General features: G+C 58.7%; 13 protein-coding genes and 1 pseudogene. 6 read left to right on the top strand and 8 right to left on the bottom strand.

Annotated elements, in window-relative coordinates; all coding sequences use genetic code 11:
* Together AC3A5Z_RS21950 and AC3A5Z_RS21945 are read left to right on the top strand one after the other, a co-directional pair.
* On the top strand, positions 1–592 hold a 592-nt coding region (locus tag AC3A5Z_RS21950), incomplete at its 5' end, for a hypothetical protein (RefSeq protein ID WP_487521397.1).
* A 188-nt stretch (positions 593–780) separates the two neighbouring features.
* Entirely contained in the window at positions 781–1,668 is an 888-nt protein-coding gene (locus AC3A5Z_RS21945; RefSeq protein WP_487521396.1) for an argonaute/piwi family protein, read from the top strand.
* A gap of 455 nt (positions 1,669–2,123) precedes the next feature.
* Here AC3A5Z_RS21945 and AC3A5Z_RS21940 read toward each other — a convergent pair whose 3' ends face one another.
* Positions 2,124–2,789 carry a hypothetical protein gene (locus AC3A5Z_RS21940; RefSeq protein WP_487521395.1) on the bottom strand — a complete coding sequence of 222 codons (666 nt, stop codon included), beginning with the start codon at positions 2,787–2,789 and terminating at the stop codon, positions 2,124–2,126.
* Between the two features lie 24 nt (positions 2,790–2,813).
* Positions 2,814–3,788, bottom strand: a complete 975-nt coding sequence (locus AC3A5Z_RS21935; protein ID WP_487521394.1) for a helix-turn-helix transcriptional regulator — start codon at positions 3,786–3,788, stop codon at positions 2,814–2,816.
* Positions 3,789–3,927: 139 nt separating this feature from the next.
* On the opposite strand from AC3A5Z_RS21935, the gene AC3A5Z_RS21930 reads away from it, so the two are divergent.
* From AC3A5Z_RS21930 to AC3A5Z_RS21915, 4 genes are all read left to right on the top strand, one after another.
* Positions 3,928–4,206, top strand: a complete 279-nt coding sequence (locus tag AC3A5Z_RS21930; protein ID WP_487521393.1) for a hypothetical protein — start codon at positions 3,928–3,930, stop codon at positions 4,204–4,206.
* A 148-nt stretch (positions 4,207–4,354) separates the two neighbouring features.
* Positions 4,355–7,645 carry a TM0106 family RecB-like putative nuclease gene (locus AC3A5Z_RS21925; protein ID WP_487521392.1) on the top strand — a complete coding sequence of 1,097 codons (3,291 nt, stop codon included), beginning with the start codon at positions 4,355–4,357 and terminating at the stop codon, positions 7,643–7,645.
* On the top strand, positions 7,642–7,968 hold the full coding sequence (locus tag AC3A5Z_RS21920; protein ID WP_487521391.1) for a DUF4357 domain-containing protein: 327 nt from the start codon (positions 7,642–7,644) through the stop codon (positions 7,966–7,968). The genes AC3A5Z_RS21925 and AC3A5Z_RS21920 overlap by 4 nt, the downstream gene beginning before the upstream one ends.
* A gap of 43 nt (positions 7,969–8,011) precedes the next feature.
* Positions 8,012–13,342 (top strand): sacsin N-terminal ATP-binding-like domain-containing protein, encoded by a 5,331-nt coding sequence (locus tag AC3A5Z_RS21915; protein ID WP_487521390.1) that lies wholly within the window; start codon positions 8,012–8,014, stop codon positions 13,340–13,342.
* A 353-nt stretch (positions 13,343–13,695) separates the two neighbouring features.
* On the opposite strand, the gene AC3A5Z_RS21910 is transcribed toward AC3A5Z_RS21915, so the two are convergent.
* The 6 genes and pseudogenes from AC3A5Z_RS21910 to AC3A5Z_RS21885 all read right to left on the bottom strand — a co-directional run bounded on the left by AC3A5Z_RS21910 (position 13,696) and on the right by AC3A5Z_RS21885 (position 26,029).
* The gene (locus AC3A5Z_RS21910; RefSeq protein ID WP_487521389.1) at positions 13,696–14,745 is read right to left on the bottom strand and encodes a class I SAM-dependent methyltransferase; all 1,050 of its coding nucleotides are present in this window, start codon (positions 14,743–14,745) and stop codon (positions 13,696–13,698) included.
* Between the two features lie 262 nt (positions 14,746–15,007).
* Positions 15,008–15,142, bottom strand: a pseudogene (locus AC3A5Z_RS21905) (DUF6915 family protein); the annotation flags it as partial.
* A 13-nt stretch (positions 15,143–15,155) separates the two neighbouring features.
* Entirely contained in the window at positions 15,156–17,165 is a 2,010-nt protein-coding gene (locus AC3A5Z_RS21900) for a DNA phosphorothioation-associated putative methyltransferase (RefSeq protein ID WP_487521388.1), read from the bottom strand.
* Positions 17,166–17,209: 44 nt separating this feature from the next.
* Positions 17,210–22,642, bottom strand: a complete 5,433-nt coding sequence (locus tag AC3A5Z_RS21895) for an FtsK/SpoIIIE domain-containing protein (RefSeq protein ID WP_487521387.1) — start codon at positions 22,640–22,642, stop codon at positions 17,210–17,212.
* Position 22,643: 1 nt separating this feature from the next.
* Positions 22,644–24,215, bottom strand: a complete 1,572-nt coding sequence (locus AC3A5Z_RS21890) for a hypothetical protein (RefSeq protein ID WP_487521386.1) — start codon at positions 24,213–24,215, stop codon at positions 22,644–22,646.
* Positions 24,212–26,029: a hypothetical protein gene (locus AC3A5Z_RS21885; RefSeq protein WP_487521385.1), complete on the bottom strand. Its 1,818-nt coding sequence runs from the start codon at positions 26,027–26,029 to the stop codon at positions 24,212–24,214. Before AC3A5Z_RS21885 ends, AC3A5Z_RS21890 begins: the two co-directional genes overlap by 4 nt.
* Positions 26,030–26,035 lie beyond the last annotated feature (6 nt).

The following is a 26,035-nucleotide window of genomic DNA, read 5'->3' as shown; positions in this document are numbered from 1 at the left end:
TTCTGTGCCATTTTCTCATCCTCCAATGGGCTCAAAAGCCTACCTCAGGGAGGACCACTTTTCAGGGGGCAGACCACCGTTTCAAACTTGCCCAAACTGCGCCGATGGCGGACTTGAGCTCAGGCACTGGCGTAGGGCCTGGGCGTTCGACTGCCAGATGTGTGGTGACCGGCTTCTTCCAAAGGCAGACAAGCAGAAGGGCGCAGTGGTCTCCGAAAAGCTGGTTAATCGTGCCCGGAACGGGGCACGGGTGCTGGAGCGCGTCGCTATGTCCGGCAGCGCGCGTGAACTACGCCGAGCAGTGCGGGCGGTCACCTTCGCGATGGGACTGAATGCTTTACGTGGAGATCCGTTCTTCGCGCTTCAAAGTCCCCGGTCAAACATAAGGCTCTTCTGCCTTGCCGCTGTTGTCTCCGCCCAATCACGTCCACTGGTAAAGGCTGCGTTGTGCAGCATGGACATCGACGTCTATTCACGAGTTGCCCTGCTTCGCGCCTACGATAAGGAGCCCCGGCTGCTTGCAACGGTCGACCAGATTGCTCAGCGGATGCGACTACGCGTCGGTGGTTCAGCCACCTCATCTCATATTTAAGAGCAAGAAAGGCCGGAAAACGCGCCGTGTCTCGGATTTAGGGGCAACGCGACACCGTCGAGCTGATCGAACGGGTCTGGAGGAATGAGCGGGCAAGCGATGACGAGGTCATAGAAGACGAAGCGACTGAGGCGAAAGCTCGCAAAGAAACCTCTCCGAATTTCCGCGGCTTGCTCAAGGCCAGAGCGATGGGCCTCAGCTTCCCGATTCAGATTGTCTGGGAGGATGTCATCAACCCCGATGCCAAGATACCTCGCAAGATCAAGGAGAACTCTGACCGCCAAACCCAAGATCGAGCTGACCTCGCATGGAACCTTATGACTACGCTCTACTACAAGGGCAGCGGCAAGGTGCCCTGGCGCAGATTACCGGAAGAAGGCGAGTTCACTGCCTGTTATATTGGCATCAGCTTTTTTAAGGATGCCGAAACCGACGAAATATGGACCAGCGCTGCACAAATGTTCGATGAGCGGGGCAGAGGGTTCATCCTTAGAGGTGGCCCTGCGCAGTCAGAGTCGCGAGGTCGCCACCCGTTCCTCACCACTGACGAGGCTCACAAGCTCACCGAGAGCGCCCTTGCCGCCTACAAGTCGGTCCACAGAACGATGCCTGCACGCGTAATCGTCATGAAGACGTCGCGCTTTCGCGAAGATGAGGCCGATGGTGTTGGCAAGGCGCTCGACGAGGCGGGTGTGGAACTGCGCGATCTCGTTTGGGTTCACGAGAGCTATTCGGTCAAGGTGCTGCGCAACGGCGACTTCCCTGTCCTCCGCGGGACCTTCGTTGATCTGGACGGCAATGGGCTGCTCTATACCAACGGCAGCATTCCCTACTATGGGACCTACCCCGGCCTCTATGTCCCGAACCCCTTGTTGCTCTGTCCTCACCCGCGAAGCGAAAGCACGATCGAACAGATCGCGAAGGAAGTTTTTAGCCTCACGAAGGTGAACTGGAATTCGACCCAGATGAACCAACGCTGGCCGATTCCGATCCGAGCAGCCCGAAAGGTAGGCGAAGTTTTGAAATATGTGCCCGCCGGTCAAAAGGTGAGCAGCGATTATCGGAAGTATATCTAAAAGTCGTTGCCCGAAAAATTTTCTGGGAGTTTCCTGTTCTTAGGAAGGGATTGTGTCGCGCACCGAGTCGGCCTTGATGGTGGTCTCGTCTGGCTGTTCGGAAATTCGGCAATCCACATTGGTACTTCAGGCCTGATCTTCGGCTGGTTCGATTTCCTCATGACGCGCTGCTTCGTCGATCTCTCTTTAATCACGTCCTGTACGGCACTGGTGGTCGGTGTCTTATTAGAGTCATCCTCCGGGGCGTTCTGCCGGGTCAACGTGGTGTCTCCCAGGAGAAGCACCGCTTCGGCGCTTATGCGGGCGCGGCCGCTGCACTCACTGTGCGAACGCATTTCCATGCGCCGCGCCTTAGTCGCGTCGAGCTGGAGTAAAGCACCACTCTTGGCGTTTTCGGCCTAGGCTTTGTGGGACGACGGCAGGACGTCAGGTTACTGTTCTAGTAGATCGGTTTCTCAGGGAACGACCGGATAGAAGGGGCGGCCCCAGTCACCTGCAGGATTCTCCATCATCAGGTCAACGAACACCGGAACGAGGAATGCAAGGATCGCAGTCCCGTCGCGCACCTGGGCTCGGTTGACCCCGCTGTTCCATGTCGCCCCGCCATGCACCAGCTGATTGCGCAGGACATAGAGACGGTCGAAAACAAAGCTCAGGACCCGCGCGCTGTCGCCAGCCTGAAATGCTTGCGCAAAGGATCTGGCCGATGTCTTGAACCGATCCTCCCAATCCGCGAATCCGTCGATCCCGTTATGGTGCTGCCAGAACGGATTGAAGACATAGCGGTTTTCGAGAAGCAGTCGCACCGGCCCGGAGAAGCGTTGCCAGACAGCCTTGTAGATGCGGCGTTCGCTGTCCAATGCGGTCAGCCGTCCGAAGTAGTCGAGGAAGGCCGCACGTTCGCCCTGCGGAATGGATTGGAACTCCCGTTCGTCTGCATAAGCGGCGTTGAAGGCGATCCAGAGGAAGATGAAACGGGCGTCGTCGTCCCCGTCGCAGGCCTCGGCCCGACCAATCCAGCTGATGGCGCGATGAACGCGCAGGCCCATCGTCTCGGGGAAACCCGCACGAATGGCACGCTGTTTTTCCTTGAGGGTGGCGAAGGTCAGGGTGTCAGGCATCAAACTCATCCTCTCCAAATCTGGTCATGGCATGGCGGCAAAGTCAGAGCGGCGATACCTTTCGACCAAGTCGCGCAGCGCCTGTGGGGCAATCACCTCGACCTTGTCGCCCCATTGGTAGAGATGCCAGGCCATCTCGAGCCAACCCGCCGCGTGGAAACGTACGATCAGGCCGCCATCGGCCTGCGGTTCCAGCACCTGCTGCGGATGGAAGCGGAAGCCCGCGGCGCGGTCGGCGGCCCCCGGGGCAAAGCGCCAGACCACCTCGCCGTATTGCGCCGGATCCTGCCAGACGCCAAAGGCCTGCGCGGCGTATTCGGCGATCGTGAACCCGTCCTGCAGCGCGAAGCTTTCGTTGAGCGTCTCTGCCTCTTGGATGAGGTCGATGCGGAAATTGCGCACCTCGTCCGCCTTGGCCGGATCGCGAGCAGCAAGATAGGTCCGATGGCCCAAAAGGACCCCGTGCGGTTCTAGGATACGGGAAGCAGCGTCCTGATTGTAGCGCACCCGCAGACGGAAAGGACCACGCAGGGATTCGATGATGGCGTCGAGGATTTCCGGTTGAAGGCTGACCTTGGGCCCCGGCCGGGTGACTTGGCCCATCGCCATCAGCACTGCCTCGGCATCCGCCTCGACCCGCGCCCGGGCGGGAACCCGCGCGAGCATGCCATCGCGCAGGTCGTTCAAGGCCTTGGCGTGGCGCAGCCTTCCCTCGGACTCAGCCGTCCGAGCCGCGATGTCCAGCGCCTCAACACCGGTTTCGTGCCGCAGCTGCAACTGCGACAAGCCGGGATTGATAATCCGCCAGCGTCTTTTGCGGTCCTCACCATCGGCAGCTTCGACATTGCCGAAGGTCTCCTCAAGCGCATCGGTCATACGCTGCGCGGTGCGGTGCGAGACGCCGAATTCCTCGCAGATATCCTCAAGACTGACGCCTCCGCGCTTTGCGGCGGCCATCTGGGCAAGGCGGATGAGATCCTGAGCCTTGGAAAAGGACATGCACCCTCGCAAGCCTGTCAGAGTTTGACACCCCTGCAGGCTAGGAAGGTTGGTGCGACCTGTCGAGCTGATTCCCGAGTGATTTCCATCACCAGTTCCTTGGTCCGGCGGGCGCACCAAAGCATCGAGAGGAAGAACAATGGCTGGTCGTGCTATCAGGATCGAAAGGGTTTCATCGCGAGGCGGCACCGTCGAGGAGCCTGTCTTCACGTCTAACGGCTATCAGCTTGCGGATATGGCGCGTGGCAAACACAAGCACTACGCCGAACACGCGACCTATGTCCGGACGCTGGACGAGGCGGCCTCGCTTGTCAGTCGTGGCTTTTCGCTGCGCATGGGCGCAAAAGGCAAACCGCCCTCGCTGATCGCGCCGACGAGCCTCCGGATCGTGCGCGAGGATGATGTGCCGTTGTCTTGAACCTGCACAAGCTTCAGCGGTGGGCACGCCGATTTATTGGCGTGCTGAGCCCGACAGGAATTGACACCCAAGGCGCTTATTGTGGAACCTGTGACCTGACGAGACGATTCCGCTTCGGGTTGCGCTCATTTACGATTTCAGGGCGACCATGAGGATCCTCGGCAGCAAAATCCTTTTCTCGGCGACCGACCTGATGCGGTTCATGGGCTGTGCCCATGCAACCACGCTCGATCTGATGCGGCTGCGCGGAGAGGGGCCAGAGCCGGGTGAAGATACCGAAGACGCCGCCTTGTTGCAGAAACAGGGCGACGCGCATGAAGCGGCGCATCTCGAGAAGCTGAAGTCCGCTGGAAAAGCTGTGCTGGAGATTCCCCGCGGCGATCTGGCCTCCGATGCGGAGGCGACCCGGGAAGCGCTTGCGCAGGGTGCCGAGGTCGTTTTTCAGGGGGCCTTCCTGTCCGGCACATGGGGCGGCTGGTCGGATTTCCTGCTGCGCGTGAATCGGCGTTCGGCCCTTGGTCCGTTCAGCTATGAGGTGACCGATACCAAGCTGAAACGCACACCGCATCCCAAGCATGTTCTGCAACTTGTTCTCTACTCTGACTTGCTGACCGAAGTGCAGGGTGTCGCGCCGGAGTTCGCTCATGTCGAACTGGGCACCGGCGCACGCGCGACCCTGCGGCTGGCGGATTATGCCCATTACGCCCGGGCGGCGCGGACGCGGCTGGAGACCTTTGTTGCCGCACCAAAGCCCACGCGCCCCGTGCCTTGTGCTGATTGCGGCCTTTGCCGTTGGGCCGATCATTGCGAAAGCGTCTGGCAGGCGGAGGACAGCCTTTTCAACGTGGCCAATATGAGCAGAGGGCAAGTCAAGAAGCTGGAGGCTGCGGGGATTGGCACGATGACGGCCCTTGCGGAATTGGATCGCCCGGTGCGGGGCATAGCCGAGGGCACCCGCGCGCGTCTCGTGACGCAGGCCCGGTTGCAGCACGCCCGCAAAGCCGGCGCCCCGTCCTTCGAGTTGCGCGCACCCGAACCTGGCAAGGGCTTTGACCTGCTTCCCGAGCCGCAGCCGGGCGACCTGTTCTACGACATCGAGGGCGATCCCCACTACGAGGGTGGCCTCGAATACCTGCACGGTGTTTGGTGCGATGGGCAGTTCCGCGCCTTCTGGGCGCATGACCACGAGGCCGAGGCCAAGGCCCTCTCGGATCTTCTCGCCTTCTTCCGCGCGCGACTTGAGGCGTTCCCTGCGGCGCGCATCTACCACTACGCGGCCTATGAGATCACCGCGCTGCGCCGCCTGACCACGAAATATGGGATCGGCGAGGCTTTCCTTGACCGACTGCTGCGCGAACGGCGTTTTGTCGATCTCTTCGCCGTGGTGCGCGGCGGACTGATTGGGTCGGAACGCAACTATTCCATCAAGTCGATGGAGGCCTTCTACGGTCGCGTGCGCGAGGGGGAGGTCAAGACAGCGGGCGGATCGGTTGTGGCCTACGAGCGCTGGCGCGAGACGGGCGAACAGCAGATCCTCGATGAGATTGAGGATTACAACCGCATCGACTGCATCTCGACTGAGGAGCTGCGCGACTGGCTTGTGGGCATCCGCCCTGCGGGGGCGTGGCCGGCGCTTGCCCCGGATGCCGGGCCGAAAGAGGCGGAGGAAGACGCCGATGCGCAAGCATTGCGCGCCACACTCGCAGCAACGGGCCTACCCGAGGATCGGCAGGCGCTGCTGTTTAACCTCGGCCTCTTTCACAAGCGCGAGGCCAAGCCCGCGCAATGGGCGGTTTTCGACTCCGCGTCCAAGGAAGAGGACGACCTCCTCGATGATCTGGACGCGCTAGCGGGGCTGGAGGCGATTGGCCCGGTCGAGGCGGTCAAGCGTTCGTATGCCCGCAACTATCGCTTTCCTTTGCAAGAAACGAAACTTCGCCCCGGCAAGGGCGCGACGGTGCCGGTGTTTGATGGCCCGCCGATCTCGGTCAGCATCACGGATATGGATCGCAAGGCGCGGCAGGTTACGGTGAAGGCTGGGCCCGGGAAAGATCATGTTCTCGGCGACCGGGTGAACCTGCACCCCGACTGGCCGCTTGATCCGAAACCCATCCCTGGTGCCTTGCGTGACGTCATTGCCGACCAATGCGGTCCGGGGGCATATCGTGCGGTCGATGACTTGCTATCGCGCACGGCGCCCCGTCTGAAAACTGGCCCGCTGATGCCGGTTGCTGATCCCGTTGCGGAGACGATCGCAGCGGTCGGAGCAATGGACGACACGATACTTCCGATCCAGGGACCGCCAGGCACCGGCAAGACCTATGTCACCTCCCGGGCGATCCTGTCCCTCGTGCGGAAAGGCGCGCGGGTCGGCGTGACATCTAACAGCCACGAAGCAATCCGCAACGTCCTGATGGGTTGCCTGAGTGCTCTCGAGGATGAGGATCTGCCGATCACGCTGGATCTGGTCCACAAGACTAGCGGCGGCGATGACGGCTACCCCGACGATTGCCCGGTGCGCCGCGCCACCAGCAATGACGACGCGGCGGGTGGACGACATGTCGTTGGAGCGACGGCCTGGTTCTTCTCACGCGACGAGAATGTGCAGGCCTTTGACTGGCTCTTCGTCGATGAGGCAGGGCAGGTCGGACTGGCCAACATGGTGGCTATGGGCCGGGCCGCACGCAACATCGTGCTGGTCGGCGACCCGCGCCAGTTGCCCCAGGTAATCCAGGGCGCGCATCCCGATCCTGCAAACCTGTCCTGTCTCGACTGGATGCTGAGCGGACATGCGACCGTACCGCCGAACCGCGGCATTTTCCTGCCCGTCTCGCGGCGGATGCACCCCGAGGTCTGCCGGTTCATCTCGGATCAGGTCTATGAGGGGCGGCTGGCCAGCCACCCCGACACCGCGCGTCAGGCTGTCCGCGGCACGCGCTTCCCCGAGGCTGGGGCCTTTTGGGTGCCGGTCCAACATGAGGGCAATGCCCAGATTGCGTCAGAGGAGGTCGAAGCGATCCGCGCGTCCGTAACCGAACTGCTGAAAGGCACATGGACTGACAAGGACGGCACGACCCGCCCGATGCGGGCCAGCGATATCATCGTCGTCGCCCCCTATAACGCACAGGTCAACGCCCTGCGCGACGCGCTTCTGGACACCATCCGCGTGGGCACGGTGGACAAGTTCCAGGGACAAGAGGCCCCGGTCTGCCTCGTCTCGATGACTGCCTCATCGGCCGAAGAAACTTCGCGCGGGATGGAATTTCTGTTCTCGCTCAACCGGATCAACGTGGCAGTATCACGCGCTAAAGGTCTGGCGCTGGTCTTCGGCGCGCCGCGTCTGCGCGAGGCAAAATGCGAAACAGTCGAGCAGATGCGGCTGGTGAACACGCTCTGTGCTCTCCAAGTATTCAAACAGAACGAAAGAGGAAACGCATGAGCGAGAACGAGTGGTTTGTATTGCGTCCGCAGAAGGCTCAGGCCTATGGCCGCCCCGAGGCTAGTGGCTTCCTTGTCCGCAAGGGCTCGACGGCGATGCGGGAAGGCTCCCCTCGTGTGAAGCGGGATCGCGAGGAGCGTGACCGCTTAATAAAAGCGGGCGTACTCGTCTCCGACCAAGATCCTGATCTCCTCCGTTTTGAGCGTGACCATCTTTTCCATAGTGCAAGCTTGGCAGGTGGCATAGTCAAGGATGGCAATTGCAGTGGCCCGCAAAGCTGGCGGAGAGAAAACGACGGAAAAACGCTCAAGGAGGTCACTTGAGCACTATCATCTCCTTTGTTCCGTGAAAAACGAGGCCAGATAATTGAATCTTGCTGCTGATTTGACTTCTCTCAGCCCTGCTGAGGCGCTCCGGATGAAGGCGCGAAAAGCTCTTTCGAATGCAGTCGATGCACATCGAAAGGGCTTGCAAGTTTATGAAAGCCTAAAGAATCTTGGAGAAGTCATTGGGACTGAGTACGGTGATCGAGTTCTTTTCGAGCTCATACAAAACGCTCACGACGCTCACGAGATCGGCGAAGACGGTGGAATCGCAATCAAGCTAATTGTGACATCGGAATCTCAGGGTTGCCTTTATGTAGCAAACCGCGGGCGAGGCTTCCGTGATCGTGACATAAATGCAATTATCAACCTTGCAACCAGCGGCAAAGAGATCGGTGAGGGGATAGGAAACAAGGGGCTCGGATTTCGGAGCATTGAGGCTATCACCGACGACGTGCACATCTACTCGACTTTGCCGAGTCAAGCTACAAAATCATTCAACGGATATTGTCTCAGATTCGCGAAGACTGACGAAATCCGAGAGATTCTTATTTCGGAGCTGCCTGATGAAGATGTCGAAACTGATGAAGCTCGCCGAATTTCTGAGACAATTCCGCGATATTTAGTTCCTCAGCCATTAGATGAGATTCCCCCTGAGATCGAGCGCTTCGCCACCATTGGCTACGCTTCCGTGATCTCTGCGCCTCTTCGGTCCTCTGCAGCTGTCGCGCTTGTGCGAAAGCAAGTCGAAGCGATTGCGAATTTGGAACACCCACTTCTCCTCTTCCTTGATCGCATCGCGGAGGTTCGTATCGACCTCGAAATTGAGGGAAAGCGGACTGGAAGCCGTCGATTGACCCGGCGCCGGACAATCCTGCGAGAAGGGGGTAGCCCAGGGAACCCGCGGATATCCGAGATTGACGTTGGTGAGCGGCGTCGGTTCCTTTTGGTGCAGCAGGAGGTCGACAAGGAGCGTATCCTTGCAGCCGTCAGAGAAAGCATTGATCGAGCGCCAGCTCTAAAACGTTGGTTGGACTGGAAAGGACAGCCAATTGTCTCGGTTGCTGTGGGGTTGTCGACAGCTGCAGTTCTAGACGGGCAACTCTACAACTTCTTGCCAATGGGGAGTGAAGCTGGTTCGCCGCTCTTGGGGCACATAGATGCACCTTTCTTCGCTGATATCGACAGGCGAAATACTGATCTAGATCTACCATTAAACAGTTGTCTAATGGATGCAGTAGCCGAGACTTGTCTTTCCGGTGCTCTGACAGCAGTGCAGGAGCGCTTAGATGTTCCGGGTCGCAGCGTTTTTGACTTACTTGCGTGGACCGGGAATGGTGCTCGGAAGTTGGACGCCGCAATCAAGGCCGCAGGCTTGGCTTTCAAGGACCTTAGTATAATTCCGATCATCCCAACGGTAGACGGCGAGAAATGGTCAACTATCAATAAGGTGACTATTTGGCCCCACGAAAACTTCTCATTGTTGAAGCCGCGTGAAGTAGTAAAGCGGGTTGGCGTGCATATAACGTCCATCGAATTGGATAGTGATCGCCTTGGCCGCTTGCGCGAAATGGCTGGGCGTTGTTTTGGACGGTATGGGTATGAGTTCACGCGGCTTCCTTCGCCAAATGAGATTCCCGAGTGGTCGGAAATCTATGCAAGATCGCTCGTTGACCGCGCCTCAAGCCCAACAACATGGGCTCAATTCTACAAGGACTTGGTTACCCTGTGCGAAGCGTCAGAGGTAAATCTGGATTGCCTCGACGGTACTGAGATACTTGTCGACAGGGCGGGGAAGCTGCGTTCGGCGGGTGGACATGACTCGGATGATCGGCGCGGTCTCTACGTTCGCAGCGAAAGTGAGATCGGTAAGCGCAAGAAGGGCGATGTTCCGCTACCGCCGTCCTCCTTGACAAGAGGCTATCGCTTTTTCGATGAGAAGATACCTTTGTCCGATGACGTTCTTGAGGCGCTATCAGACGCAGGGCTTGTTCGACAGTTTGATCCGCTGGAGGCGCTTGCTGGTCTCGGCTCTGCGCTAGGCAAGACGCCCAGTGACCAGAGGCGAATGGACGCCCTCGATTGGGCTTTTCGTGTGTGGGACGCCGCAGGAAAGAGCGCAGAACAAGCAATCAAGGCCGCCGACTTGCACGTGCCCGCACGCGGAGGTTGGACGTCAGCTGATTGTGCTGTCTTTTCAGGAACTTGGACTGAAACTGGAAGACGTCTGGAAGCGTTCCTGAGCGAAGCCTCACTTTACTCGCAGGACTGCGAGCGTGCGGCGAACCAGCTTCTTAAGCCACTCAACGATTGGGGTCTGCCGAGCGCTGAGAGTAGCCGAAAATGGGGAAGTTTTCTGGAACTCCTTGGCGTCACCGACGGCCTGAAAGAAATTGCATCTGGAGTCCAGCAAAAGGGCTCTCCCTCGTATTATTGGCACAACTTATTGAAAAATGGTGATGCCGGCCGAGGACTCACCCGAATATGGACAAAGCTAGCGAAGCAGATTTCATTCCATCACCCATATACCGAAGATTACACGCTCAAGGGCGAATTCTGGCGATTGCCGGGTCAGATTGAATACGATGAGTTGCCAGATCATTTGCGCGAAGTATTCTATGAGTTGCTCGTCCACCACATCACCCGCTACGGTGGCAAATTCTTGTTCGCCAGGATTGGACGCTATGGCCGTTCAGAACGTGAATGGGATGAGCGCCGCGTCGTCACGCCTCTAGGTGCCTTCCTTCGGTCCGAAGATTGGTTGCAGGGAGACCTGCGCGGAGAGCGCATATTTCTGCCACCGAGTCAGTGCTGGGCATCAAGAACCAAGAGACCAGGAGTTCCGGCCTTCATACCGCGTCTTTCCGACGACGCGAGGGCACTAATTGACAGGGAAGACGTCGCCAAGATCGCTTTCGGTGAGGCGCTTGGACTTCGGGATTGGGCTGATCCAGAGACAGCAGCGCTTCGCCTCGGTGCTTTGGCGAACTGTGTCGAGAATCTTCAGTCTGGGGATATGGCGACCTTTCGACGCCAATACAGTCGGGCCTGGGGAGAACTCGTGGAGAGCCAGGCCGCGCTTCCATCTGACCTCCATCTTGCGGTTCATCGCTCGGGAAACCTGACTCGCATCCAGGGCGACGAAGCTGCGCCGTCCACTGTGATCCTTGTGGAAAACGCACAGAGCTTCGAGGCGCGAGCGCTTTCCTCAGCCGGTCTGGCGGTGCTCGAGGTAGGTGAAGTGGACCTCGGGATCGTCGAGAGAAGACTGGCGGATATCGAGTGCTATTCCCCGAAGAAATTGGACCGTGACTCTGTTCGATTGTTAGTGGACGGTTCGATTTTCGTACCCACTGCCGACGACGAATATCTCCTGTCGCTGGGCCTTGATTGGCTTCCCGAGGTTGCTGTGATCGCCAACGAGTTGATTGGAGAGAACCTTGAACGGGGTATCCAGCATTCGACACTAGACAAGCGGATTCGGTCAATTAGAGTTCGGGTGTGCAGGTCGATATCACTCACAGTCGTCGGCCAGGAAGTGGCGAGTGGTAGCCGCATGGAGTGGTACGCCTACCGAGACGAGTCCAGCCCGACGCTCATTCTGACGGACGGTGTCACGATTGACTGGCCGCGGCTTGCCAAAGGCCTTGCGGCTGAGCTCTCCAGGCTTATCGACGGTCGATTGCGCTCCCTTGAGTTGATCCTGCTTCGGCTGGCGGCTGGACACCCCGACGGTATTTCCGAACGCCCCACTGATAACGAACTTGCTGTTGCGCTTGGGTGTGATGTCAGAATTGTCGAAGACATGCGCGCGGGGATGCGGACCGACCTAGCCCACGTCCTTCACCTCATCATTCCAGTCGTCGCATACTTTGAAAATCTCAACCTAGCTCGAGACCTCGCTGATGCAGCCAAGGATCAAGGAGGCGAGTTCAGCCTTCGGGTCTGGCTTGAGACTCATCTTTCGGCGAGCTCCCCTACTGGTGGCGATCTGCTTGCCGCATGTGAAGAAAGCCCTGATCGACGCTTTATTGTAAGGGCGCTGAACCTTGACTACGGGCAGTTTAACCGAGTGCTTCAATCTCTTGGGGAGGAAATCCTATCTAGCGAAGCAGAGTTGAGGGCCACTTTCGAGGCGTATCTACATGAAATGGCGCCCGAATTAAGAGACCGGCTACGGCGCCTGCACGTTGCCGACTATCGGCTTGGGACTGATCTTTCAACTTACCTCTCAAGGCGCGAACTGAAATTCATTCCGTTTGTCCCAGCGTGGGTCCTCGAGTGCGAAACACTCGACCGACAGACGGCCGTCGAGCATGTCGAGACGTCGTTCTCCGAGGCGATCGGAGAGATTCCGGAAGTAAAAATTGCGCCCTTCGAGAAGTTGATCAGCGAGAACCGCAAGATAGCTCGCGCCTTCGCGGCCGAAGCGAAACCCCTAGTTGGGGCGTGGTGCCGCCAAAACCATATAGACGTTCCGGACGTGTGGGAGCGAGGAGAAGCTCAAGACATTGTGCGCGTGGTCGAGAACGCTGGCTTACTTGATTTCGATCCGATCAACGCAGACCTCATGCCAGCGCTCTGCGTGCGCGCGTTTGCCTGGCCTAAAGAAATGCCTGCACGGATTGATCCAGAAAGCCTTGGCCTTGACGAAAACGCTGTGCGCGAGGAGCAGGAGCGGAAAGCCAAAGAGCAGCAAGAACAAGATCGTCGAAAACGGATCATTCAATTCGCTGGACAGTATCTTGATCCAAGTGATCCCTCATTTGCCGCAGCCATGCAAAACATAGCCGAGGCTACGCTCGCATCCGACGATAGCTGGTTTGGGCGGAGTCGTCAGCGCACCAAGCTCGTACAGTTCGATGATCCAGGAGTATCCGCTTCCGACGGTGGGAACGGCAAAAGTGGCAAACAGGGGCAACGCGTTGCGCGACTGACGGAATCGCAAAAGGTAGCAATGGGCGTCGCAAGTGAGTGGTTGGCCTATCAGTATCTCAAGCGGAGATTTCCCGATTCAGTCAACGAGGACTCTTGGATATCGGAGAACAGAACGAAATTCTTCGGCGGCGGCCAAGGTGACGATGCAGCTGGCTACGATTTTCTAGTCCAGACGCCAGCAGTCGACTGGATGTTTGAAGTCAAGTCTACCTTGGAAGACGGATGCGAGTTTGAACTGACATCGAACGAACTCCGTGTCGCCAGTTCTGTCTCCCGCACCGGCCGCAAACGTTATCGTATACTCTATGTTCCCTACGTCTTTTCCCCCGAGAAGTGGTGTGTTTTCGAACTACCCAACCCGATGGACAAGGAGACGCAGTCTCATTTCTCCGTGGTCGGTCGGGGCTCGCTCAGGCTGCGCTTTAAGCGCCGCTAGGCTCGCAAGAAGTGAAGAAAGTTCGACCGCAGTCACGTCCCCTCCACGATCCGCATCGCCGCAACCGTCATGTCCTGGTTATTAGCCTTGTAAAAATATCTATTCGGGTCGAATTGCAACGCTTTCCCATTGTCGCGTTGCCCTTAATTCCGAGATGAATAAGTCAATGAAATAAATTGGAAACCGTTGCCCTTAGATGTGGGATCTTGCTTTTAAATCTGACATTCTTGCCGCAAAAGGTGAGACAGGTTTCAACCGGAGGCCCTACGCAACGATGGGGAAACTCCGCCTCTAGGCCCTAGAATCTCGTATTTTGGGGCAAAATAGGGCGCCTAAAGCTCCCCGTCTCGAAGTTAAGGGCTACGCGACATAAGTTTGAAGACCTTCCAACTGACCTCGGGCCGCCCAAGCAAATCCGAAAAATCACCAACAGGCGTCACGTTGAACCCCGAAGCTTGGGCATCCTCAACAAATTCAGAGCTAGACACCTCATACATACCACGCTCAGCACTTGATGGTCCCAGACGAAGAGAAATAAAAACTTGACCACCGGGGATAAGCAATGACTTAACTCTTGATAAGGAAGGTCTTCTCTGTTCTGGAGTTATGTGCATCCAAACAGCGTTAATCAAAATAACGTCGAATAGTCGGTCCTTAAGTGTTTCGTGGCCTAACGACGGCAACGAGTCTTGAACCCACGAAATACCTTGTTCAGTATGTAGCCTTTGAGAAATCTGAAGCATGGCCGTCGAGGGTTCAACTGCAACAACGGAATGCCCTCTTGCAGCTATCCATGCCGCATCGCGTCCAGTGCCAGAGCCAACATCCAGAACTTGGATCGGATCAGAGTTTTGGTCGAAGAAATCGACTAAAAAAGGGTATGCGCTTTCGAAGTCGATGGATTCATATCCATCAGCCAAAGCAACTGCGTGTCGGTCATAGTACGCAACCGACGCTGTGCTGTTACGAAAGTCAGTCACATCCAGTCTCCCTATCCAGTGTGCTGCTAACACAATGAAGCTACCCAATGCTGCCCATCCTAGCATGAGGGAGAACAAAGTGCGAACAGTTTTGTCGCGGTTACAAAGTCTTTCAAGCCTCGAACTTGTTTGGGCTAGTGGGCTTGCATCAACAAAGCCAGTTGGGTGTGCATTTTTAAGCCATGTTAAATAGCACCCCATGACATGTCGAAACCTCATCAATACGGCCAAGAGTATTATGTTTCCGATGACTGCTGTTACTAACAGTACTGTAACGAGTATTGAGTTATCGGAAATTCTTGATACCCCAAACCAAAGTCCACCAGTCAATGTCATTGCAAGAACGGGTATCTGCCACATAATTTGGTTGAGCGACCTGAACTGCTGATAATTCTGCTCGTAAGCCTCTTTTTCCAGACTCAAATTTTACTCCTTTGAATCCCTACGCGATTGCTCTGTTTCACCTACGCGCAGTAGTAGCGTTAAGTAGCATGATGGCATACCTCACCTCAACCATAGCAGTAGCTGTCCGTTGCCGGTAGTGCAGCGTGTCCGTACTTAAGCTGCAACGTGTGAGGTGCCCCTAGTTTCCTAGACACCTGCCTCGTTTAGTTTCTGCTGTCGGGCCTGAAGCGCCCGGACCGCCGCGCGCAGGCCGAGCCGCTGATAGGCCGGGTCGGTCAGGTCAGGTGACCTCGACGATGGGCGAAGCGAGATGCGGATCGACCATCGCGTCGATCCGCTCGGCCCGGCCCATCCACGGCTCGGGCCGGATGGCCTTCACCTAGTCGGCAAAGCTCGGGATGAAGCCGAGGTCTTTGGTCTGCCAATTTTCAGTATGGAAGCTTCAGGCCGGCCTTAATCATAGCGTGGGCCACCTCGATGAACGGTATATCTTCGATCGGATCTTCAAACAGCTGCCGAAGCGTTGACTCGAACTTTAATTGATCAAAGTACCGTTCATCTTCCTCAGTCATGAATACTGACTTGTTTATTAGAACGCTCACTCGCCCTTCAGATTGGTGATTGAAAATGGCTACGTCCCCCGTACGCAAGTCAATCTTTGTGCGCTCTGAAAGCCTAGGCAGAGCGCTGGTGTCGAAGTCCGTGTAGATGAGTGCGGTCAGCTTCCGAGACGCGAGGTGGACGCGGTAGATCGTGGTATTTTCCAGAGTGCCGGCGAGGGTTTGGGCAATACTGATGTAGGTACGCAGGCGCGAGGTTAGACTTGGTAGGTCGCGCGCGTGGACTTGGTACTTGTCACCGGACAAGTGCCCGAGGCCGGCCATCGCATGGGACTGCGCGTCCTTCGCAAGGGCTTCGGCGTCGCCAGCGTCGAAAAGCATGCGCCGGCCGGCCCCCTCTGCCGCCGCTAGCGAGCCGAAGAAGGCACGGATATCACGTTGCAGCTCGGGCGACAGCCGGCGGTACGGGGCACGGCCAGAGAAAGCACCGAGGGCGAAGAAGCGGCCGATTTCGTTGGAGCGACGAGCGGCAGTGGCAGCCATCTCCTCGCTCGGGATAGTCGCCAGCGCAGCTGCCATCGCCGCCTTGATGGACAAGCGGCCGCCCGCGAGGCGCGTTCGCAGATCTACGGGCATTTCATCCGGATGGGGGACGCGGCCCATCGTCAAGAGAAGGTCTACGAGATCGTCCCGTACCGAATCCAGAGCTTCCTGCCGCCAGGAGGACCCCGACGCGAGGTTCGACGGCAGGCGGGGCACTGACAGGATCGGCCGAGAGCTTATCATTCCCATCTGTCGGCGCGAGAGAACGCGTTGTTCAAGCTCTTCATCGCGGAACAGGAAGAAGATGCCCGGACCCGCCGCCACCGGCGTCACCTCTAGCGTGTCGCGCAGGAAAGTCCGCAGTTCCGCCTGCGTGTAGTAGCGCTGGAAGGTCCCGCGAGAGGAGAGGAAGCCGTCGCCATGCGGCCGGTGGCCAGACACGTCTCCCTTTCCCACCAGCATGACAGCGACGGTTAGGCAACGCTCGGCCAGATCGAAGGCCCGCCTCAGTATGTCGCGCCGCTCCGCGGGGTCTTCTACCACGTTCAGGACGAAGCCGAGGTTCACGACATGCCGCGGCACAAGCACACTCCGATCTGGTGCGAAGTGCGGATCCCAGCCGACCGCATCAATCCCGGCGGCTCTGAGCGCACGCACGTCGTCGCCGCGGCCGCAGCCGTAGTCAAGAACGCTCACCCCTTCCTCTAGGAGCCCGGCTGCGTTGAGTGCGGCCATGGGAGCCGACAGGCTGTTTCGCCCAATCGCCGTCCTATACCGGGCGATCGGGGGCATGCCGTCACTAAAGGGGCTTTCCGCCCTCTCAGATGTCATCGCAACTTCCACAAGCGGTCCTACGGCAACCACACAGTGATCGCGCACCTCGATCCCTGCCCGGGCCAGCGCGGCCTCCCAGGCGTCTTGCCGCCCGCGCCGGGTCATGTCGACAAAGAGGCCCCGCTGCTCCAGCTCCCTCGTCAGCGCCACATAGGCCTCGCGTCCGGGGGCATCGGGGGACAGCAGAAGTTCCTTACGATGGAGGATCGGCGGGTTCGTCCCGTAGCGCCGCACGGTCACCGCACCGGTCTCGAGATCGACACGGCGGCTCTGGCGCAGCGCGGGAAACGCGCGATCCGCAAAGTCCTCGTAGTCTAGGAGAGATACGGCGCGGCCGTCTGCTAGATCGATCTTCGCCACGTTCCAGTTGCCCTGTGGCACGTGCCCGGCAGCGGCAGCGATGAGCCTAGACTGTTCGGGAAGAAGGCTGTCCACAGCAGAGCGGTGCACATAGAGCGCACCGCCAACCCGCTTGCCCACGCTAGACCGGTCTATCTCCATTCATTCCCCTCTCGCCCGGCGCGGCATCGGGTGCCAAGCGAGTATCAGCTACGTCGGGAGGCCCAATAACTCTTTGCCGCATTGGCAAGGCGATGCATGTCCTCCGCTTCGGCGAAGGGCACCTGCACCACGAAGAAGTTCTGCCCTGGGGGCAGCTGCTGATTAGCCAGGACGCAGGCGAGATGGCCCTTGCCTAGGAGCTTTTCGGCGCCGCCGACCCCGAGCACCATCCGCGAGCCCGTGCCATTCTGTACCTTCAGGCACAGGCGGTTGCCCATGTTGTCGCGTAGCCGCCCGGGCACAGCCTCCGCGTCGGCGCGCTGGGTAATCAACGTCAGGTGAATGCCCGCCGCACGCGCCTTCATTCCGAGATTGGCCACGGAGGATAGCACTACTTCCTGATACTCTTTCTCCTGCGCCATCCAGGCTCCCAGCTCGTCATGCACCAGAAAGATCCGCGACATCCTTTGCTCTGGGGTGACCTTGCGGTTGTACTCCATGATGTTGGCAGCACCGGCCGCGGCGAATTTGTCGTAGCGGGCGTCCATCTGGACCACGAGCTCTTGGAGAATCGTCTGCGCGTCGCTCATCTCTGTCACGATCGGCACCTTCATCTGCGGAGCGCCCTCCAGCCAGGTGAAGTCTACCCCCTTCTTCGGGTCGACGACGATCAGCTCGGCCTCTTCAGGATCGTTGAAAGCAATCAGCTGCAGCAGGATACCTTGTGTCAGGATCCCCTTACCGCTGCCCGTCTCGCCGGCGATCAGCGTGTGCGGACCGTGCGCGTCGTACCCAGCGAAGGGCTCGGCTAGGTTCAGATACAGCAGCCGGTCCTCATCTTCGCGCGCCCCGAGGATGAAGGAGGTGGCATGCCCGGGGTCACGGTCAGGCCAGAGGGCGTCTAGCCAGGTGGAGGCAAGCGGCACCCGGGCCCGCTTCTCCCGCGTCACGAAGACCGAGATACGGCCGCGCCCGGGTCGTACATCTGCAACCTCGATGCCATAGGTCGTCAGCAATTCGCTGGTGCGCTTCTCGATCTTGTCGACGGTCAGCGACGGGTGCCCGCGGAAGGCGATTAATGCGCCATTGGGCGTCAGCCTCGGCTTAGGGTCCGCGAACTCGGCCTGCATGCCGAAGTGGCTTAGGGCACGCTGGGTTTCCAGCGCCATCCGTTCGGCCCAAGCGAGGGAGTCGGCATCGGTGACCGCCCCGCGCTCGCTTGCCGCCATGTCCTGCAGGACCGCGAAGATCGGAGGCGGGAGAAAACGCGGCGGCTCCGGTACCGGCTCCGCATCAGGAATTTTTTCTTCTGCCACTTCGGGCTCCGTCCCGGTCGTGTTGGCACCTTCATCGTGCGCGGCTTTGGCCGGCACCAACTTCGGGTCTTCATCCGACACATGCTCAGGAGTGGTAGCGTCTTGCCCAACAGCTGCCGTGGTGGCCGCAGGCTGCATTGCCAGTCGAGGCTTACGGATATCACCTTCGCAATACCAGTAGATATCACCGAGACCTTCACGCTGAGGTAGCTCTCCTGCTACCGTGCGCTGCAGTGTTTGGCGGATCGCTGGCGTGGTCAGCACGTGGTGTCGGAGATACGGCCGATCTAGATCCGCCTCGCACCGCCACAATGGTCCATGATCGTCGTGCAGGCACACGACGGCTTCGCCACTGATTTCGAACGATACCTCGCCGGCACTCAGGGCGTTGAAGAATGCGGCACGCCGGACGGCATCGGGAAGGCGCTCCGTCACTCCGTCTCGGTTGACTAGGAGATCGGCCAACCTTGCACAGGCCGCCGCTCGGGAGATCGCATCGTCGTTGTCGATGAATAGACTGATCAGGCGATCCACTGTATCCTTCACCTGTTGTTGTGCTTCCCTGATCGTGGCTAGTTCGGAGGTTTTCTCCACAAACTTGGCTTCACCCACCTGCAGGAATACCCGAAACGCCGAATTGTTGTGGTCGATGGTGACTGCGATGGCATCGGCTACCCGCCCCTTTTCGGACATGAACCAGCCACGGTAATCATCGAGAGAGATCCAGATCGGGTCGTTATCGATGGTGCCCTTAAGCGCGCCCTCCATCCAAGCGCGCATCACTGCGAGGCCAATCATTTCGCGTGAGGCGTTGGTGTATCGGGCCGCCGACAGGACTTTCTGCCCTGATATCCGCAGCACGTCGCGGATGGCCACATCCGCGAGCTTTTCTGCATCCGGCGCAGAGATGCCGCAAGCCTCGATGAGATCATCGCGTACGTTCCGTTTCAGTCGATCATCTACTTTGCCGGCGCTAATGATCACCCGACCGTCCGCCCCAGGAACCGAGATGTCGCTGATGATTTGAACACCGCTTCGCTCAAAAAGCGTTCGGCTAGCCACCTTGTCATAGGTGATCACCCATTCCGCGAGCTGGTGTGCACGGCGGATCAAATCGACCACCTTGGCGTCCCCGAACTGGGCCTGCCGGATCAGCACACCATGGAACCTGTCCGGCAAGAAGCCCTTAGCGAGTTCGTAGAGTAGATCCTGATACTGACCTACAGCGCGAGGTGGCCGTGGAAGTGTGAGGTAGATACCCACGCCCGAGGCATCAGTCTCGGTCATCCGGCGCCGCGGACGCCGGGCCAAGGCGGGATCGAAAGAGACGGGAAGATCCTGAGAGCCACCGGCTTCCTCGATCCAGACCGGATCAGCATGATGGCTGATGACATCATGTAGAAAGACAAGATCGAGGTCCCGAACCTTGCTGTCCGCGCCATCCGAAGGGCGGTTGGAGCGTACATCGACCCGCAGCCTTGATAGAAACCCGCGTGCCGTCTCGCTGATGTTCTCTGCGCCAAGGCGGAGGTTCTGGTTGCGGTAGATCCTGCGCATGCGATCCTGATCACGGTGCGTGATGACTAGGTCGCAGCGCAAGTCTGCTTCTCGTTGAAGAAGTTTGGCCATCTCTCGCGCAACCTCACGCGGCAGAGTTTGGCTCTCCGAGTCGAAAATTGCAGCCGATAAATTCGTCGCCTCGTGGGGGTGAACCGCGAGGTACTGGTCGACTCCCTCCATGAACTTCACAGCTGCCGATGGCGCAGAGGCCTCAAGCGCCTCTTGGTTGCGCGCAACGCAATCTGCAGGGACCATCAGGCTGTAGCCGCCAAGGTCCTCAACCGCGATCATTGTTGTCTCGTGAGCGAACAAAACCTCCGGAAAAACCCAACGGGAGCGCGCGAGCCGCCGTTCTTGAAAAGCTCCGGATAGATCGGCGCTGCGAGCCGGTTTGGACGTCAGCACGGCCTCCACAAAGGAGGAAAGTTCACTTATCTTCGCGCGCCGCTCGGCCAACCGAAGCGGATGCCAAGCGGCAAGTATGGCCATTAGCTCGGCACCGTCTGAAGCGATCACGCCGATCCCGGCGACGAGCGAACGGATGTCCCGCCCCGCCCGCCCCGTTGTCGCGGGAAGACGGCACGCGCGGCAAAGGCGCCCATAGTCCTCTGCCTGTTCTTCGAGGATGTTTGACGCGAAGGCCGCTCCAGACTTCTCAGATAGTTGCTGCACTGCCTTACGGTACGATGCGTCGAAAGCCTCAACCGCCGAGACGAGGGCCAGCACAGCTTCGCCGTCCAGCGATCGGCTTCGTTCAAGCTCTTGAAGGCGCAACCGAATTTCTCCGAGTAGATCCTCTTGTGGCCGGACCACCAGATCGAAGGTGCGCCCCTGCTCGCCTTGGGCTACGTCGCTGAAGGAATTCCGGTCGAAGAGGCTCGTCGAGGATAGGCGAGTATTCTCCCTGCTTGATCGCGGCGCAAAGTTCAGTGGTCGGAACAGGCTGTCGCCTGCCTCGGCAGCTTTTGCTAGGGCGTCGAGATCGTCAATTAGGGCGAGGCTGATCGGCTCATCCTTCGGAGATTTGCCAGGTTGCCACGTAGTCTTGACCCGGGGCGCCTGCTTGGGGGGGGTGCGAAGACCGCCTAGGTCGGCCAGATCCTTTGCCTCCACCAGATAGAGCTCCAAGTCGATCTTCCGCGCTTCATTACCGCCAGCATCGCCGGTGCCCTGATACTTCTCGGCTGCAGTAAGATCCCATAGTACATGCGGCCCGAAGAGCGCCTTTAGGGCCCTCAGTTCGAAGCAGAAAAGCCGATGGATATCTGGATCGAGGCCCTCCCAGAAGCGGGCCTTATCATGCTGTGTAGCCCGAACGAGGACCCGCGGCTCCTTCATCTCCACCAGAGCCGCGTCGCCGGCGATGATAAGCGCCTCGAACCCCTCGGCGAAGGCAGACAAAAGATCGTGCCCCATGACCTCCTTTGAAAATAGTCGCTTCTGCCATGGCTTAAAGAGCCTGACCTCGCGGCCGAGGCGCTCCTGCCAGCGATTAAAGAACTCCACCTCGTCATCGCGTGGCTCTCGTGGTGCAGTGTTGGTCAGGCTGTCGAGGAGGTCTTTGTCCTCCTTGGTGACATCATGGCCGAAATTGCCTTCGATGAAGCGCAGGGTTCGCTGGCCAAGGCTTTCCGTAGCAGCATTCCGTCTACCTCCGAACAGGCTGGCTCCCACGCGCTCCCATGACACCTTGCGGCAGAACGATTCCTGGCTCGGCTGCCATCCGCCGGGTAGGATTAGGTCGGCGTCGTCCAGAAGTGCGCGGACAGCGTCCAGGGCCTCAATCACATCGGGCTCGTTGTCGTGTTGGAACTCCTCAACCCGCGCCCGCACTGCCACAACATCGACGCGCTCGTGCTTGGGCGTCATGAGAGTAGCGTAGACCCCGGCCTCGAGACGAGCATCGCGGAACGCTGCAGAGAAGTCCCGTGCGCGGGCCTTCGGATTACCTTCGGGCTTGAATGCGGGAAGTTTCACGATGCCGTCTTTGGGGATCCGAAGTGCCGGCATCGCATTTCTGATGCGGACATCGACCTTGTAAGCAAATCCCTGATCGACGATGGCAAAAATAAAATCGACCCACATCTGAAGGTCGAGGCATACCTCCCGTGCATCACGAAGTCCTTCGAGAGCGGCTCGAAGGTAGCTATTGGCTTCTCCTGTCTCCCCCAGTTCCAAGACCCATGCCGGGATTTGGTCGATGATCCTCGGCTCGTCGATGCGGGATATAGGTCCAAGTCCGGCACCGATACCCTCGCGTTCGGCGTCAGGCGGCGCAAACACAATTACTTCGGCTGCATCGTTATGACGCCAGTGGACGGCAGATTCCTCGGATAAGTAGTCCTCGTGAACCAACATGCCGGGGGCGGCCTTCGGATTCATCTTTAGAAGCAGGCTCCGCCCGTGCAAATCCGAAGGCTTGTTGCGGGCAATTCCCTCAAGAGCCTCCGACTTAAGGCCGGCGAGCATAAAGGTGACACGCTGTCCCGCCGCCGCGTTGTCCACAGCGCGCAGTACGATCCCCCAGACTACACGGGCAATCAAATCGCCTCTTCGGGCATCAGGTGCGGAAACCTGGGAAAGTGTCGTCGATAAATTCATCTCACAACCTGTATGGGTTCATCACAAAAGCACAGTCATCCGAAAGCCGTTGTGTCAGCGCGAGTCGTGTCATGCGCGCCTCGAGGGCGGCCAGGTTCGCCTCGTAACGCTCGACCTGGATACGCCCGAATGCATCCCGCGCTTCTTCGGGGCCAATGACCAGCCCGTAACGCCGGTAGAGTTGGGCGACGAAGTCTCGCAGCTCGATGGTCTGCGTGACGTTGGCGAGAACGAGCGCAAATAGCATGCCGTCGTCGAGGGCGAACCACGGTCCAACCCTTTGTCGAGACGTCGCTAAACCCGACGCTTTTGCGAGCGGCAAGAGGTACTTGTAGATGTTATTCTTGTCGCGCTGTGTCGCATGCTCGATGAATGCCTCCAACTGTTGCTCAGGTGTAGATGCATTCCCACGCTGATCTTCGCCCTTAGTGAAACCAAACCGCTCCTTAAGCGCCTGTTTGGCAAGGCCGGGATCGCTACGCTCTCGAGCCATCTTCCAGCGATCGCAGCCCCCAAGAACCTGCTCCACGAAGGCTCGTACCGCGCGATTGGCGGCATCCCGATGCAGGTTGAGGTGGACCTTGGCCTCCTCGCGGAGCTGCTGATTGCCGCCGTCGGTAAGATCGACGACAATGGGTATCGTTTTTGGTGCCCTCACCTCATCCTGCGCCCGCTCTGCCAAATAGACGACAATGTTGAGCCCGGTGATGCGGAAAAGCGGTTCGAGAAGATGGCCCTCCGGTAGGCGATTGCAAAGCAGAATGTTAAGCCAGTCCTCGGCAAGACGGTCGTAGGCGGACAGCGTCAGATGCGGGAGATATCCGATTTGTGTATTAGACGCGCTGGTATCGGCCGGGTCAGACAGTGCATGCGCAATCCGATTCATCGGATCGTTCTCTGAAAGCAGCCGTTCGTGGATCAACCGTTTGAGTCCACTCGCTACCGATGAGCGGTTCAGCATCAGATAAACAAGCTCGCCACCGCGGCCGAAGAAGCGCCGGTCGGCTGTCCAACTGCCGCGGGCCTCCCGCATATCCGTGCAGATCATGTCCGGACCGGTTACGGCAAGGAAGCGCGAGGTCCATCGCCGGTTGTGCATCACATCGAGTTCACGCGACTGGAGGAGCCGGACTGCCTGGTGCAGAGCGTGGATATCCCGTGAAAACCGTTCGTCAAGATAAGCGAAGGCATCGTGACCCGTCATGGTGCTAAGCTCGCGCTGTCCCTCCCCGAACTGCGCGTTGACCCGTGTTTTCCATTCGGGCCACTTTTCGTGGTCTGGGATGGAGCTGTCCTCAACAACTTGCTCGAGGTGCCGATCCTGAAACAACAGAAACCGCATCTTGCGCCGGTGCGGCAGTGCATAGTGAAATGCCTCATGTGCATCCGGTTTAGGCTGAACGCTGCCCAGAGGCCTGTCCGCGCAGACTGCCAAGGTCTCGAGGACAATCATGAACGGCTCCTGCTCCTGCATGAAGCGATGACCGTGAATGAGCTCCTGCACACGCATATCAGAGCTGTCGAGGACGTTTGGCGGCGGCGGCAGTCTGCTAGTGGACAAAATGTTCGTCACCAAGCATCTCCCTCTGCCATGATTGTTATCGCATGTTCCTGCAGGTTTCCGTCGAGCATCCGCACCTCCTTGGGCATTGGAGCTGCGCCGTCGAGCTCGAATGCCTTTCGGACTTCCGTGGCAACTTGTAACTGGAAGCGCTCGATCTCCCGCTGGCATTCGGAGGAAAAGCTAGCCGGCAGAGCGCCATCAGCAATCCGAAGAAGACACTCGACAAGGGTCGGTCGTAGGGCCAGGTTGACAGCCCGATCCTCCCGCCCTCGAGTTACCACGCGAATCATAGGTGGCCGACCGTTGTCGGTAGAGCCGGTATGATGGTTGCCTGACATAACGAAGGCCATCGTGCTGATACCGCCAGCGCGAGGATGACCGGCATGCTGAACTAAAAGCGGAATCTCGCTACCCATGTAGACGCCCGAAGGTGCCGTGATCCAAAGCCGGTCATCTGAAATTGTCATTTCACCGGTCATCATCCGATTCAGACCGCGCAACAATTGGCGGGCAATTTGCTGAGGCATACCCGCACCAAGAAGGCCATCGACCATGGCAACGTAGTCAGCGCCATGCTTGAAAACCGACAGGTTCCACGGGCTGCGGCGCGGATTAGCTCGAACTTCGGCACCCTGCGGATCGATAGAAAAGAACAGCCTGCGCCGCTGATCAACAATAGCGCGCTGTAAATCGGCTGAATGTCGGGACGGGTCGCCCCTGTACAAGTTTCGGGTAGACGCGAAGATTCGCTCTCCGTACCACGGGCAGTCAGGCAAGCTGTCATCGCCCCACAATAGCCCTTGGTCGAAGACGTTGTTGGTCTCAAATCCTACCTGAAACTCGCTAAGCACGGTGAAGGCACCATACTGTCTGCGTTCGCGCTCAGTCAGGTTCACTCCGAATGCGTTGGCGAAGGGATTAGTCGCGCCATAGTCGTTTTCCCGGGCCCGCCTCTGGGCTTTCTGACAGGTCAGAAGGGTCGAGCCCGCTCGTGCATCTCCAAGCAGAATGTTGACAGTCAGCAAAATCAGCTGACGGATCGAGAGGTGCCGTCCGTCGGCGGCAGCCATGCGGATCATGTCTTTGAGCCGGGCGCGCATGGATGCTGGATCCTTCCGCAGAAGGATGTCGCGGTTGCAGCGGATGGGACAGGGATTTTCCTTATCGACAAGTGTAGGACAGCCCTCGCACGCACCCCATCCGTCATGGGCCACCACACCGTCGACAATCTGATCCACGAGGTGACGATGGGACTGCCGCGACATGTTAAACAGCGAGAAGTGCCCGTTTGGATCGTCCCGCGCATCGGTGCGCAACATCTCTGCGATCCGGTCGTGAAGCTTGACCTCCCCGCGATCGCGGAAGAACTTCAGAAGGTGCCCATCATTGACACATATTACGAAGACGTTAGTGCCCTCGCCCATGAGCGCAGCCAAGACATCAGGGAATATGCGGTTTTTCTCAGCCTCGTTGATCTCGCTCAGATCCTTTATGAATAAAGCCGAGCGTCCGGACGGCAAAAGATTGGGCAGGGTATAAATTTTTTGTGTGTTGGACCAGACGCGTGCCTCGCCGGTTAGCGCCTCAACCACCTTCCGGGCAGTATAGGTCTTACCGTCACCAGCGGTCCCGGTAAGGATCACGCATCTCGGCGCGGCTGAGCCCAGAATTGCGACCAATTCGGCCGTGAGCGGCTGGTCAATTTGCAGGGCCGCACAGCCAGTCCTCTTAGCTGCCTCCACCACGAACTCATCGTAGAGGTTATTCGAGGACGCTTGGGGGCCATAGGAGGCCAGGAAATCGACAATGGGGTTACTGGTCATCCCGGC

It is taken from the genome of Cereibacter sp. Soil_C_27, assembly GCF_057657095.1.
Note: the sequence above shows the minus strand (reverse complement) of the source record. Positions and strands in the feature narration are given on the sequence as shown.